The 13,694-nt window shown below is 55.6% G+C and carries 12 protein-coding genes and 2 tRNA genes; 11 read left to right on the top strand and 3 right to left on the bottom strand.

Annotated elements, in window-relative coordinates:
• From AMM33_RS20245 to AMM33_RS20230, 3 genes are all read left to right on the top strand, one after another.
• On the top strand, nt 1-528 hold a 528-nt coding region (locus AMM33_RS20245; RefSeq protein ID WP_228768274.1), incomplete at its 5' end, for a transposase.
• Nucleotides 529-977: 449 nt separating this feature from the next.
• Nucleotides 978-2,519 (top strand): serine/threonine protein kinase, encoded by a 1,542-nt coding sequence (locus AMM33_RS20235; RefSeq protein ID WP_090143037.1) that lies wholly within the window; start codon nt 978-980, stop codon nt 2,517-2,519.
• A gap of 248 nt (nt 2,520-2,767) precedes the next feature.
• A complete protein-coding gene (locus tag AMM33_RS20230) occupies nt 2,768-3,313 on the top strand; it encodes a hypothetical protein (protein WP_194945608.1) in 546 nt (181 codons plus the stop codon).
• Nucleotides 3,314-3,489: 176 nt separating this feature from the next.
• Here the strand turns inward: AMM33_RS20230 and fic are convergent, their stop codons facing one another.
• Both fic and earP read right to left on the bottom strand, forming a co-directional pair.
• The gene (gene fic, locus AMM33_RS20225; RefSeq protein WP_090143035.1) at nt 3,490-4,095 is read right to left on the bottom strand and encodes a protein adenylyltransferase Fic; all 606 of its coding nucleotides are present in this window, start codon (nt 4,093-4,095) and stop codon (nt 3,490-3,492) included.
• A gap of 22 nt (nt 4,096-4,117) precedes the next feature.
• Nucleotides 4,118-5,197, bottom strand: a complete 1,080-nt coding sequence (gene earP / locus AMM33_RS20220) for an elongation factor P maturation arginine rhamnosyltransferase EarP (RefSeq protein WP_090143034.1) — start codon at nt 5,195-5,197, stop codon at nt 4,118-4,120.
• 54 nt (nt 5,198-5,251) lie between these two features.
• Between earP and uvrC the strand changes: the two genes are divergently transcribed.
• The 8 genes from uvrC to AMM33_RS20180 all read left to right on the top strand — a co-directional run bounded on the left by uvrC (nt 5,252) and on the right by AMM33_RS20180 (nt 12,615).
• Complete coding sequence (uvrC, locus tag AMM33_RS20215; RefSeq protein ID WP_090143033.1) at nt 5,252-7,180, top strand: excinuclease ABC subunit UvrC; 1,929 nt, start codon at nt 5,252-5,254, stop codon at nt 7,178-7,180.
• 54 nt (nt 7,181-7,234) lie between these two features.
• Nucleotides 7,235-7,804, top strand: a complete 570-nt coding sequence (pgsA, locus tag AMM33_RS20210; RefSeq protein WP_090143047.1) for a CDP-diacylglycerol--glycerol-3-phosphate 3-phosphatidyltransferase — start codon at nt 7,235-7,237, stop codon at nt 7,802-7,804.
• 35 nt (nt 7,805-7,839) lie between these two features.
• Nucleotides 7,840-8,709, top strand: coding sequence for a DMT family transporter (locus AMM33_RS20205; protein WP_228768273.1), 870 nt, complete (start codon nt 7,840-7,842; stop codon nt 8,707-8,709).
• 91 nt (nt 8,710-8,800) lie between these two features.
• The gene (locus tag AMM33_RS20200) at nt 8,801-9,889 is read left to right on the top strand and encodes a tartrate dehydrogenase (protein WP_090143031.1); all 1,089 of its coding nucleotides are present in this window, start codon (nt 8,801-8,803) and stop codon (nt 9,887-9,889) included.
• Between the two features lie 249 nt (nt 9,890-10,138).
• Nucleotides 10,139-10,426 carry an HU family DNA-binding protein gene (locus tag AMM33_RS20195; RefSeq protein WP_255350721.1) on the top strand — a complete coding sequence of 96 codons (288 nt, stop codon included), beginning with the start codon at nt 10,139-10,141 and terminating at the stop codon, nt 10,424-10,426.
• Nucleotides 10,427-10,443: 17 nt separating this feature from the next.
• A tRNA-Val gene (locus AMM33_RS20190) sits at nt 10,444-10,519 on the top strand.
• Nucleotides 10,520-10,580: 61 nt separating this feature from the next.
• Nucleotides 10,581-12,512: a SurA N-terminal domain-containing protein gene (locus AMM33_RS20185; RefSeq protein WP_090143030.1), complete on the top strand. Its 1,932-nt coding sequence runs from the start codon at nt 10,581-10,583 to the stop codon at nt 12,510-12,512.
• A gap of 27 nt (nt 12,513-12,539) precedes the next feature.
• Nucleotides 12,540-12,615: transfer RNA gene (locus tag AMM33_RS20180), tRNA-His, on the top strand.
• Nucleotides 12,616-12,714: 99 nt separating this feature from the next.
• On the opposite strand, the gene AMM33_RS20175 is transcribed toward AMM33_RS20180, so the two are convergent.
• Nucleotides 12,715-13,692: an NADPH:quinone oxidoreductase family protein gene (locus AMM33_RS20175; RefSeq protein ID WP_090143029.1), complete on the bottom strand. Its 978-nt coding sequence runs from the start codon at nt 13,690-13,692 to the stop codon at nt 12,715-12,717.
• Nucleotides 13,693-13,694: the final 2 nt, after the last annotated feature.

Here is a 13,694-nt window from a genome sequence, read left to right as displayed (position 1 = left end):
CCCTACACGACGCTCTGCCGATCTTTCATTCGCCAAGCCCCGCGCGTGCGACTGGTGCGTTGTGTCAGCTCCAGCGGCAAGGTGCGCGTGCTGCTCACCAACATGGATGCACGGGCGTTTCCTGCTGAGGTTTTTGGGCAGCTGTACCACCAACGCTGGCGCATCGAAGAAGCCTTCAAACGCCTTAAGCACCGCCTGAAAATCGAAAGCGTCAGCGGCCTGAGCCAGCAAGCCTGTGTCATTGATATCGCCGCCAAAGTGTTGGCCGACAACCTGGGCGCTTTGCTCAGTTACTGTGCCCGTGGCATGCAAGAGCGCACTGATCGAATCTGCAACCGCAGCTACGCGGCCAGCCTGATGCAACGCATGCTGCCCCGTTTGCTGTTGCTGCCTAGCGCCCTTGCGACGTGCATCGCCCAGAGCATCGAACTGCTCAAGGGCAATCTGGTGCGAAGGGTTGAAGGCCGATCTCGGCCACGACCTGCGAGCAAAACAAAGCCGCATCCGCATTTGGCTTACAAGGCGTAGAGGCTTATGTTCGGTGGATTGTTGTTCCCCCTCGCTCTGAGCAAGATATTCTTTCCGAAATTTTATCAAACACTAGAAGTTTGACTCACAGAATTAGAGATCTTGAATCTGAAGTAAATATAAGATCTAAAAACCGTCTGATCAACTCGATCAACACATCAGAGTTCGATAAGAATGTGATCATGAAAATATTAAATATGGCTGAGTCAGGCAAATTCAGCGAGGATGAGATAATGTCGTCACTGATTGATTACGATATGCCAGAGTCCTATGCTCGTGACCTTATCAAAAAGACCTTAATCAATCGTAGCCCGAGTAATCGAGTAAAGATTGCTAACAAGTAAATCCAGGTGACGCCTACGGGGCACCTGATTTAGGCGTTAGGCTTTTCACAAAGATACGCTACCATTTGGCAAATCTTCCAATTTCTGTACATCAAGTATACATAAATGAATAGCAATTTACATTCGATTCTAAAATCGCAGAAAGAAATATCCACAGATATTGGTAAATTTTCCTTCAAGAAAAGTCTGGGCGAAGGAGGAAACAGTTATGTATTTCTGTTCGAAAAAAATGAGATGGAATTTGCAGTCAAGTTCCTAAAATCAACAGATGAGTCGAAATTAAGTCGATTCAAAGACGAATTTTTTTGCGCAGCCCAGATAAAGACCCACGACAATATTGTCAATTCATATCATTTTGACTCCACAGAGGTTAATGGAGAAAAATATTACATTATCGTGATGCGAAGGTATGCGCAGACACTACAAAACATCGGCCACATGGGAGATTCGACAGAGGAGGAAAAATCCCAAAAGGGCTGGCGTCTCTTCGAGGATATCTCCAAAGGAATCCACCACCTGCACGCAAATAATATTGTTCACAGGGATATCAAGCCCCAGAATATATTCCATGACGAAAGTAACGACTGTTATGTGATCGGGGATCTTGGAATAGCGCACTTTTCTGCAGACGATTTCCCTAAGGATTCAAAAACAAAACCAACTGAAAAGTTGGCAAATTTTTCTTTCAGCGCGCCCGAGCAAGTAAACAGCAAATCACCGCCAACCCGGGCAATTGACATCTACGCGCTAGGCCAAGTACTGCAATGGGCGTTGACAGGGACCATTATTCGAGGTCTAGATAGAAAACCAATAGCAAACAGCACGTCGCCCCAGAATTTGAAAATTCTTGACGAAATAATTAAGATTTGCTTAAGAAATGATCCTAAAGAGAGATATCAATCGCTTGATGAGATCCGGGAGCACATAAAGAAGCTTAAATCCCCACCAAAAAAAGATTATTGGGAGCCGCTGCATCAGTTCGATAATGCCATCAGGCGCACATTTCCAAAAATTGGCGAAATATACGAAACAAGTGATGCGGCGCAGATTGAGAAATTCCTAGTCAATTTCCATAGTCAATGCACGCCAGAGGATTTTTGGCGGATGAGTGTTGAAGGTGGCGACGGAACCTATTGTGAGACCAAAAAACTGGATTCGGGGCTTTGGCTATTCTCGGAGTACACCGAAATAGCGATTGATAAGCTGATCGTACACAAGGACAAGCACCATGAATACAATAATTTCTTTATTTTTCTTGTAAGTCCATCGCCCCCATTTATAACAATCGACTCGACTGACAAAGAAATCAAAAGAGAAATTCCAAGCGAGTGGACGCAGGATTTTGCCGTCCTATGGAATTCACGCTACATTGAATGCAGTGAAACAGCAAATGGATACTATGAATACAATGGTGACACGCTAGAGGTCAATCGACATGAGTTTGCAGATAGGTCTCGCCACTTAACAAAGTATGCATACATTGTTGTTCCGCTAGGAACCGCAACATCGAACATGATGGATCGAAGGCCCACAGAGAGATTGCTCGCCTCCGTTGTAGAAACATCCACACTAACCAATAAATCTTTACAGGCTTACATAGAAGAAACTCGCGGCCACCTTAGCGCCGAAATTTCCATGTATATATAAATGAGAGGATTTATGCAAGGTTCAAAAATATCCCATGCATTTTATATTTATTCAACAAATCGAAACAACAAATAATAATCCATGCGGAACTCAACTATTGAAGCCCCTGTCATCAGCCTAACTCGGCGTTCAACGCGGACGCCACGGCAGGCCATGCCTTCGGCATTCTCATTGCCTGCCACGGTACCCTCCGCACTTCGTGCTCCGGCGCCTGTTAACTAGGGCGTTAAGTTTCATTGGAGGTGTCTGTGGCAGAAGAGAAGAAAAAATCAAAGCGCACGTATAAAAAGTTCAGCGCAGAATCTGATGCGCTGAACTTCAATTTCTCAAACAACGACAAGGAAACTGCAGAGTTACACGCCAAGCTGAATGGTTCTACATCGATCACTGAAGATGATCTAAGGCGGGTGTCACTTTGGAAATTAGATAGGGTTCTTTCGGTTTCTAGCAATACGCTGAAAAAACTGAACGAACTGTCGGCCAATACGGATGTGAAGTTGAGGGATGATCTTGTCAAAGAAGTAATTGAGAATCTCGTAATATCGCAAGGCATTGGATTTCCTATGGCGAGCGCAATCCTCAAGTTCATCAAGCCATCTGTATTTCCAATCATAGATGTTCGTGCATATCGAGCCCTTACAGGCAAGAAGCCGCATCACGCGACGTATGACTATGACAAGTACATTGAATATGCGGAACAGGTTTCGGAGCTTTCCAAAGTGCTTAAGCGACCTTTGAGTGAAATCGATGAGCAACTCTATTGCTATGACCAGGCTCATAACGGCGAAATATGAAACCCAACAATTCGCTGCAGGCGCGACGTCCCTGACGGACCGCGGCCAGCGCTCAAACGTTGGTACGCAAGTGCCGCCACCGCGTTTTTGTATGTTGCGAGGCTTGGCAAATGCGTCTGTTATGCGCAGCCTGAGGGCTGGGGAATCATTGGGCATTTCCTTGCCAATGCCTTAGCTCACAAATCCTCAACCTTGTACTCGCTGTAGCCTTCGTAGTAATAGCTCACGTCGATGCCTTTCATGTAGAGCGCGCGGTCGTGGATTTGGTCGGTCAATGCGCCCTTGAGCAGGTGTTTGATTTCCAGGTCTTTGACCACGCTGCGCTCCATGGCCGACAAATACTCTGCTTTGTCCACCAAGTTCCAGTCAATGACCTGCCGGATTTCTTTTTTCAGCATCAGGTCGAGCCAGATGCGGGTGGCCCGCCCGTTGCCTTCCCGAAACGGGTGGGCCACGTTCATTTCCACGTACTTCTCGACAATTTGTTCAAAGCTTTGCTGTGGCATGGCGCTGATGTGTGCCAGCGATGGCTGCAAATACATGACAGGTGCAAACCTGAAGTTGCCCTTGGCCAAGTTCACGTCGCGCACCTGGCCGGCAAAGGGATACACCTCGTCAAACAAATAAGCATGGATGTTGGCCAGGCCCGCAAAGGTGCCCACTTCCACTTTGTCGATGTCGCCGCTTTCAAACAACTGTTTGGCTTTTTGTTTGCTGAGCTTTTCTTCCACCCGGTGGAGTTCAACCTGGCTGCTGATATCCAGTTTGTTGCCAAAGACCATGGTGCGTCCCTTGTCGATTTTTTCAACCCACGAAATGGATCAGTTGTGTGACCAAATCAGTTTGCCCATAAATTTGATGGCGCTTGGTTTGGGTATTGTGGCTCCAAATCTGCAGCGTTTCGGCATTGAGCGCAGGCCATTCGCCCGCTTCCATTCCATTCCAAATCCGATGCGCCTTGCGCAAGCTTTCCGGGGCCTGCATCCAATCCAGAAACGCCTCCAGCTTGGCGTGGTGGGCGTTGTCGTCTTGTGGGTAGATGTGCCAGATGAAGGGCTGGCCGGCCCACAGGGCGCGCACCAGCGAGTCTTCGCCGCGCACAAAATTCAAGTCGCAGGCCCAGAGCATCTCGTCGAAGCCGTTTTGGTCGGTGTAGGGCAGGGCGCTCCAGCTGGGGTGCACGGGCATGCCTGCCAGGGCTTGCTGCACCGCCGCCAGCGGACGGCCGGGGGCCACGAGCAGGTGGTGGGGTGTGGCCACCAGCTGCGTCAGCAGCTTGGGCAGGGCGGCGGGTTCGTAGCAGAACAGGCTGATCAGCAGGCCATTCGGTGGCAGGTTGGGGGCGTGTTGCTCGCGCCAGGCCGAACTTTTGAGAAGGTCAAAGTTTTGCTGGCGTTCCAGCAGGTCGGCCTCGCGCAGCAGGCCCCCCGTGTCCTCTGTGAAGCCGGGGTAAAAAAATGTCTTGCTCCAGCCCTTGGCCGGGCCGCTCATCACGGGCGAGGGCAGACCGTGCATGCGGGGCACCCAGTCTTCGGCGCTCAGGTATTCGAGGTTGATCCAGGTGGGTGGCTTGGCTCTTGTGTTGACCGCGTGGGCCACAAAGTTTTCGGGCAAGGTGCAACCAAAGGCTTCGACCCAGACGTTGGCCGGGGGCAGCGCTTGCAGGGTGCTGGCTTGGCTGGCATCGGCCCACGGCCGCACTTCAATGCCAGGCTCTTGGTGGGCGGTGGGGGCCATCCAGGCCAGGGCCGAGGCGTCGTCCACCCACAGGCGCACGCGCTGGCCAGCGTCGCGCAGCTGGCGCGTCAGGCGCCAGCACACGCCCAGGTCGCCGTGGTTGTCGATGACGGTGCAGAAGATGTCCCAGAGTTGGCCAGTTTGCATGCGGCGATTGTCGCTGGAGATTTCACACGCATCTTTTCACAGACAATAGCCGCCATGTCGAACACCCATGATGAAGCCCTGCTCGCGCAAGTTGCCGCGCTGCCCGCCTTGCCGGGGGTTTACCGCTACTTTGATGCGCAGGAGCAGCTGCTGTATGTGGGCAAGGCGCTGAACCTCAAGCGCCGGGTGTCGAGTTACTTCCAGAAGGACCACGGCGGCACCCGCATTGGCCACATGGTCAGCAAGATCACGCGCATGGAGACCACCGTGGTGCGCTCCGAGGCCGAGGCGCTGCTGCTGGAAAACAACCTCATCAAGACGCTGCACCCACGCTTCAACATCCTGTTTCGGGACGACAAGAGTTACCCCTACCTCAAGCTCACGGGCAATGGCCGCGTGGCGCTGCCCGCTGTGGTCAAGACGCCCGAGGCGCAGCATTACCCGCGTGTGGCGTATTACCGGGGGGCGGTGGAGAAGAAACACCGTTACTTCGGCCCCTTCCCCAGCGCCTGGGCGGTCAAGGAGTCGATTCAGCTGATCCAGAAGGTGTTCAGGCTGCGCACCTGCGAGGACACGGTGTTTGCCAACCGCACCCGGCCTTGCCTGCTGTTTCAGATCAAGCGTTGCTCGGGGCCGTGTGTGAACCTGATCAGCCCCGAGGACTACAAGGCCGATGTGCAGCATGCCGAGCAGTTTTTGCGCGGCGAAACCCAGGCGCTGATGCGCGAGATGGAAGCGCGGATGATGCAGCATGCCGACAAGCTCGAATTCGAGCTGGCGGCCGAGGTGCGCAACCAGCTGACGGCGCTGTCGCGGGTCTTGCACCAGCAGTCGGTGGACACGGCGGTGGACACCGATGCCGACATTTTGGTGGCCAAAGTGCAGGGCGGCCGCGCCTGTGTGAACCTGGCCATGGTGCGCGGTGGGCGGCATTTGGGCGACCGGCCTTATTTTCCGGTGCATGTGCAGGACGCGCAGGACTTGCTGGGTCTGGAGGAGGGTGAAGCGCCGCTTCCGGTCGAGGTGCAGGTGCTCGAAGCCTTTTTGGCGCAGCACTACATTGGCGTGCCCGTGCCGCCGCTGCTGATCTTGAGCGCGGTGGTCGACAAAGCGCTGATCGCGGCCTTGTCGGCGCAGTCGGGCGTGAAGATCAGCACGGTGACGAATCCGCGCGAGCACCGCCGCGTGTGGCTGGAGATGGCCGAGAAAAACGCCGAGCTGCAACTGGCCCGCTTGCTGGCCGAAGAAGGCTCCCAGCAGGCCCGCACCCGGGCGCTGGCCGAGGCGCTGGATTTGGCCCCAGACGATTTGGACCAGCTGCACATCGAGTGTTTCGACATCTCGCACACGGCGGGTGAGAACACGCAGGCCTCTTGTGTGGTGTTTCGCCAGCACAAGATGCAAAGCGGCGATTACCGCCGCTACAACATTGAGGGCATCACGCCCGGCGACGATTACGCGGCCATGCGCCAGGTGCTGATGCGCCGCTACGGCAAGCTGGCCGAAGCCTTGCGCTCGGGCGAAGGCACGGCCCGGCTGCCGGACTTGGTGCTGATCGACGGTGGCAAAGGCCAGGTGAGCATGGCGCGAGAGGTGTTCACCGACCTGGGGCTGGACCTCTCTCGCATCGTGGGTGTGGAAAAAGGCGAGGGCCGCAAGGTGGGCCTGGAAGAGTTGGTGTTTGCCGATGGCCGCGAGAAGGTCTATTTGGGCAAGGACTCGGCCGCGCTCATGCTGGTGGCGCAAATCCGCGACGAGGCGCACCGCTTTGCCATCACCGGCATGCGGGCCCAGCGGGCCAAAGTGCGCATGGGCGGCAGCAAGATCGAGGACATCCCGGGCATCGGGCCGCGCAAACGGGCCCGGCTGTTGCAGCGCTTTGGCGGTGTGCGCGGGGTCGAGGCGGCCAGCGTGGAAGATTTAGCCGGGGTGGACGGTATTTCTCACGAGCTGGCCGAAACCATTTACAACGCATTGCATTGAGTTCCGGGCCCCGTCGTTCATGAAACCCCCGTTTGGCGTGCCACAATGAAGACCATGTTTTTCACAATCCCCACCCTCATGACCTGGACGCGCATTGTCGCGATCCCTTTGATCGTTGGCGTGTATTACCTGCAGAGCCTGACGGTGGAGACGCAAAACCTGATCGCCACGGTCATGTTTGTGCTGTTTGCCATCACCGACTGGCTCGATGGTTTTCTGGCCCGCAAGCTCAACCAGACCTCGGCCTTTGGCGCCTTCCTTGACCCGGTGGCCGACAAGTTTCTGGTGTGTGCGGCGCTGCTGATCCTGGTGCACATGAACCGGGTGCATGTGCTGATTGCGCTGGTCATCATTGGCCGCGAAATCGCCATTTCTTCGCTGCGTGAGTGGATGGCCCAGATTGGCGCGGGCAAGAGCGTGGCGGTGCACATGGTGGGCAAGCTCAAGACCACGGTGCAGATGGTGGCGATTCCTTTTTTGCTTTATGACGGCATGCTGTTTGGCGTGATCGACACCCGCACTTGGGGTGCCGTGCTGATTCTGATTGCCGCCGTGCTGACCATCTGGTCCATGGTTTACTACATGCAAAAGGCCCTGCCTGAAATCCGGGCACGCGTGAAATGAACAGCCCTCAAGGGAACACGGCCTGGATAAAGGCCATGCCCGTTGTGTTTGTGCTGATCTGGAGTACCGGGTTCATCGTCGCTCGCTATGGCATGCCGCATGCACCACCGTTCAGTTTTTTGGTGGTGCGCTACTTCCTCTCGATTCTGTGTTTCATGCTCTGGATTCAGCTGGCTCGCGTCCAGTGGCCGCAAAGCCGTTCGCAGTGGCTGCACCTGTCGGTCACGGGCATCCTGATGCATGCGGGCTATCTGGGCGGCGTTTGGGCTGCGGTCAAAGCGGGCATGGGCTCGGGCTTGTCGTCTCTCATCGTCGGCTTTCAGCCTGTGCTGACCGCCATTTGGTTGTCCTACAGCCTGCGCGGCTCTGACCAGCCAGGGGTGTCGCGTCGACAGTGGCTGGGTTTGCTGCTGGGCTTTGCGGGTTTGCTCATGGTGGTCTGGCGCAAGCTCACTTTGGGCTCGCCCATGGACCACGTCACGCCTGTGAACATGGCTTTTGCCATCGGGGCGCTGCTGAGCATCACCATCGGCACTTTGTATCAAAAACGCTTTGTTCAGCCTTGCGATGTGCGATCGGCCAATACGGTTCAGTTGCTGGCAGCTTTTGTGGTCACTTTGCCTTTGGCACTTGCCGAGCCCGAAGCCATGCGCTGGAACGCCGAGCTGGCCGGGGCCATGGCTTGGTCGGTGCTGGGTTTGACGCTGGGCGGCAGTTCCTTGCTGTATATCCTGATCCAGCGCGGCGCAGCGGCCTCGGTGACCAGCCTGATGTACATGGTGCCGCCCACCACGGCCATCATTGCCTGGTTGTTGTTTGGTGAAACCATCACGGCGGCCACGCTGGCAGGTACAGCCCTCACCGCATTGGGCGTGAGCCTGGTGGTGCGTGCGTCACCTCGGTGAACATGGCTTGCTGACTGAGCTTGTATGCTCTCGCTCTCGTCGCAGTACCAGCGCGCTTGCACCATTGGATTGATTTGACAGAGGACACCCCATGACCCGACACCGCATAGCCGTGATTCCAGGCGATGGCATTGGCAAAGAAGTCATGCCCGAGGGCCTGCGCGTGATGGACGCTGCCGCCCGCAAGTTCGGCATCGACCTGCACTTTGACCATTTCGATTTTTCGAGCTGGGACTATTGTGAAAAGCACGGCAAGATGCTGCCCGATGACTGGAAAGACCAGATTGGCGGGCACGATGCGATTTACTTTGGTGCGGTGGGCTGGCCCGAGAAGATCGCCGACCATGTCTCGCTGTGGGGTTCTTTGCTGCTGTTTCGCCGCGAGTTTGACCAGTACATCAACCTGCGTCCCGCACGTTTGATGCCCGGCATCATTGCGCCCGTGGTGCGCAAGGACGGCAGCCGCCGCGAGCCCGGTGAAATTGACATGTACATCGTGCGCGAAAACACCGAGGGGGAATATTCCAGCGTGGGCGGGCGCATGTTCCCGGGCACCGAGCGTGAAATCGTCATGCAGGAATCCATCATGACCCGCATCGGGGTGGACCGGGTCCTGAAATTCGCCTTTGAGTTGGCACAAACCCGGCCCAAGAAGCACCTGACCAGCGCCACCAAATCCAACGGTATTGCCATCACCATGCCCTACTGGGACGAGCGTGTGGCTGAAATGGCCAAGGCCTATCCGGGCATCAACGTGGACAAGTTCCACATTGACATCCTCACGGCGCACTTTGTGCAGCGCCCCGATTTCTTTGATGTCGTGGTGGCCAGCAACCTGTTTGGCGACATCTTGAGTGACCTGGGGCCTGCGTGCACCGGCACCATTGGCATTGCGCCCAGTGCCAACCTGAATCCGGATCGTCTATTTCCTTCGCTGTTTGAACCTGTGCATGGCTCAGCGCCAGATATTGCAGGTAAGGGCATTGCCAACCCGATTGGTCAGATTTGGTGTGGCGCCATGATGCTGGAGTTTTTAGGCCACAAAGCCGCGCACGATGCCGTGCTGGCCGGGATAGAAAAGGTGTTGGCGCCAGGAAGTGGTGCGCCTCGCACACCTGATTTGGGTGGAAATGCCCAAACATCGGACCTTGGCCGTGCCATTGAGCAAGCGCTGGGTTGAGGGCTGTCCATAGCGCTTGTTGGTCATGTTAACAGGGGTCGAAAAAACTGATCTCTGCATCAGAAGTCTGCATTTTCGAGGCTAGAATTCCCCTCCATATCGCGACAACTGCGCGTGATTCCTGATTGACAGACCCGCTTGTGCTGGCTCTAATCGAATCAGGCCTCATCGCCGGAGACAAGCGATTTCAGAGCATGTGCTGCTGAATTCAATTCCAGAATCAACGCCGGTAAAACCGGCGTTTCACTTATTCAAAGGTTTCTTGTGAACAAAACTGAACTGATCGAACACATTGCGAAACACGCTGACCTGTCCAAGGCTGCTGCTGGCCGCGCTTTGGAAGCCACCATCGGCGCTGTGCGCACCACTCTGAAAAAAGGCGGCACCGTTTCATTGGTGGGTTTTGGCACTTTCGCAGTTGGAAAGCGTGCAGCACGTACAGGCCGCAATCCACGCACTGGCGCAGCGATTAAAATCAAGTCAGCTAAGGTTCCAAAGTTCCGTCCAGGCAAAGGCCTCAAGGATGCTTTGAACTGATTAAACTTTTTCAGGTGGGGCGCTTAGCTCAGTTGGTAGAGCGGCTCCTTTACACGGAGTAGGTCGGCGGTTCGAGACCGTCAGCGCCCACCACCACAAAAGTAAAGGCGAACAAATTGTTCGCCTTTTTTCTTGTTAACCCGAGACTTCGATCATGTTTGATTCCATCCGCAACCACTCCAAAATCCTGATGGGGTTGTTGTTCTTGTTGGTGATTCCTTCGTTCGTGTTGTTTGGCGTCGACAGCTACAGCCGATTCGAAGACAAAGGCGCAGTGGTGGCCCGCGTGGATGGTCAAAAAATCAACCAGGCCGAGTGGGATGCAGCCCATCAGCGCGAGGTTGAGCGCATTCGCGCATCCATGCCCAATCTGGACGTCAAGCTGCTCGACTCTGCCGAAGCCCGCTATGCCACGTTGGAGCGTCTGGTCAACGATCGGCTGATTTCTCTGGCCTCAGAAAAGCAATTGCTGGTCACCAGCGACCAGCGTCTGGCCCGTTACCTGCAGCAAGAGCCTTCGATTGCCGGATTGCGCGGTCCCGACGGCAAACTGGACATGGAGCGCTATCGCCAACTGGCGGCCAGCCAGGGCATGACACCTGAAATGCTCGAATCGCGGGTGCGTCGCGATCTGTCCAATCAGCAAGTGATCGGTGGCCTGCAAGCTTCCGTGCTCGCGTCACAGAGTCAGACCGATGCAGCGTTGCAGGCGTATTTGCAGCGCCGTGAAGTGCAGATTCAGCGCTGGTTGCCTGCGGATTTCGCTTCTAAAGTGCAAGTGACCGAGGCAGACCTGGAAAAGTTTTACCAAACGCAATCTGAGCGCTTTCGTTCAGTAGAAACTGCCGATGTGGAATACCTGGTGCTCGATACCGCTGCTTTGCAAAAAAGCATCACTTTGGCCGAACAGGACCTGAAAACCTATTACGAACAAAACCTTCAGCGCCTGGCAGGCCAGGAACAGCGCCGCGCCAGTCACATCTTGATCACTGCCGCCAAAGATGCGCCTGCAGCTGAGCGTGAAAAAGCACGCGCCAAGGCAGATGAATTGTTGGCTCAAGCGCGTAAAACCCCCCAAAGCTTTGCCGATCTGGCCCGCAAGAACTCTCAAGATCCGGGCTCATCCAGCAAAGGCGGAGATCTGGATTTCTTTGCCCGTGGCGCCATGGTCAAGTCTTTTGAAGATGCCGCTTTTGTGCTCGAAAAAGGCGCCATCAGCGATGTGGTGGAGTCCGAATTTGGTTTCCACATCATTCAATTGACAGACATCAAGGCTGCCAAGGCCCCTAGCTTTGAGACAATGCGCCCTCAGCTCGAAGCAGATTTGCGCAAACAGCAGGCCCAGCGCCAATTCGCTGAACTGGCCGAAACCTTCAGCAACAGCGTCTACGAGCAAGCTGAAAGCCTTAAACCCATTGCAGACCGCCTGAAATTGACGGTGCAGCAAGCCCAAGGCGTGAGCAGAACCCCCGCTGCGGGTGCGCTGGGTGTGTTGGCGAACCCCAAGCTGTTGCAAGCACTGTTTGCAGAGGACTCCGTGAGCAAGCGCCGCAACACGGCGGCCGTGGAAGTGGCACCCAATACCCTGGTGTCTGCCCGCATCGTCAACTACCGACCCGCCGCCATCCGACCTTATGCAGAAGTCAAGGACGAGGTGCGCAACCTGTTTATTCAAGACAAGTCTGCGCAATTGGCCAAAGCCGAAGGCATTGCTCGCCTGACGGAGTGGAAAGATCAAGTTGCCCAAGCTCAAGTGGGTGCAGCCTTGGTCGTGTCGCGTGAGCAAAGCGCAGGCCAGCCTCAGGCTTTGGTGGATGCTGTGCTGCGTGCGGACCCTGCGCGCATGCCGACCTTGGTGGGCGTTGATCTGGGCCAGCAAGGCTATGCCCTGGTTCGCGTCAACAAAATCGTGCCCCGCGATACCCCTACGGCGCAGCAGCAAGAGCAAAGCCGCCAGCAATTCACACAGCTGTGGGCACAAGCTGAAGCACAGGCGTATCTGACCCACTTGAAGTCACAGTTCAAGGCAGAGATGCTGATTGAAAAACCTTCGGCAAAAACCGAAACGAACGCGAAAAAGCCATGAAGATCAGGCTATAATTTCATCTCTACGGTGGCTGTAGCTCAGTTGGTAGAGTCCAGGATTGTGATTCCTGTTGTCGTGGGTTCGAGCCCCATCAGCCACCCCAAATTAAAAAAGCCCTTGCAAATGTTGCAAGGGCTTTTTTCTTTTTTGATTTCAAATTGAAATCATCCAAGATGCCCCGCACCCAGCGGGGCGTTTGGCCTCAAGGGTTCACCATCACCAGCTTGCCTTTGACGCCCCGTGAGCCCATGTGGGCGTAGGCGGCTTTGAGCTCGCTCATGGGCATGGTGCGGTCGATCACAGGTTTGATCTTGCCTTGGCCGTACCATTGGGCCAATTCGCCCATCATGGCGGCATTGGCCTGGGGTTCGCGCTTGGCGAACTCGCCCCAGAACACGCCCACCAGACTGGCGCCTTTGAGCAAAGGCAGGTTCAGGGGCAGGGATGGGATGGGGCCACCCGCAAAACCCACGACCAAATAGCGGCCCCGCCAAGCGATGGAGCGGAAGGCCGGTTCGGCAAATTCGCCGCCCACCGGGTCATAGATCACGTCAGGGCCTTTGCCTTCGGTCAGGGTTTTCAGGGCTTCGCGCAGGTTTTCGGTGCTGTAGTTGATGGTGGCATCGGCACCGAGTGACTTGCACAACGCACATTTTTCATCGGTGGAGGCCGCTGCAATCACTTTGGCGCCCATGGCTTTGGCAATCTGGATGGCGGCGGTGCCCACGCCACCTGCTGCGCCCAGAACCAGCACTGTTTCGCCCGCTTTCAGTGCTGCACGGTCCACCAGGGCATGGTGCGAAGTGGCGTAGGTCATGATGAAGGCGGCAGCATCTACCGCGGGAAAGCCTGCTGGCAGTGGCATGCACAGTTTGGCCGGTGCCAGGGTGTGGGTGCCAAAGCCACCAGTGCCCGACAGGCAGGCTACGCTTTGGCCCACTTGCAGGTGGGTCACGCCTTCGCCCACGGCGCGTACAAGGCCTGCATATTCAGAGCCGGGCACAAAAGGCAGCTCGGGCTTCATCTGGTATTTGTTTTGAACGATCAGCAAGTCCGGAAAGTTCAGGCTGGCGGCCTGAATTTCGAGCAGAACTTGACCGGGGCCCGGGGTGGGGGTGGGCAGTTCTTTCCAGGTGAGCGTGTCGACCCCGATAGGGTTTTCGCAAAGCCAAGCGTGCATGC

This window comes from Limnohabitans sp. DM1, assembly GCF_001269385.1.
Taxonomy (GTDB): domain Bacteria; phylum Pseudomonadota; class Gammaproteobacteria; order Burkholderiales; family Burkholderiaceae_C; genus Limnohabitans_A.
This window is presented reverse-complemented; position numbering and strand designations above follow the sequence as displayed.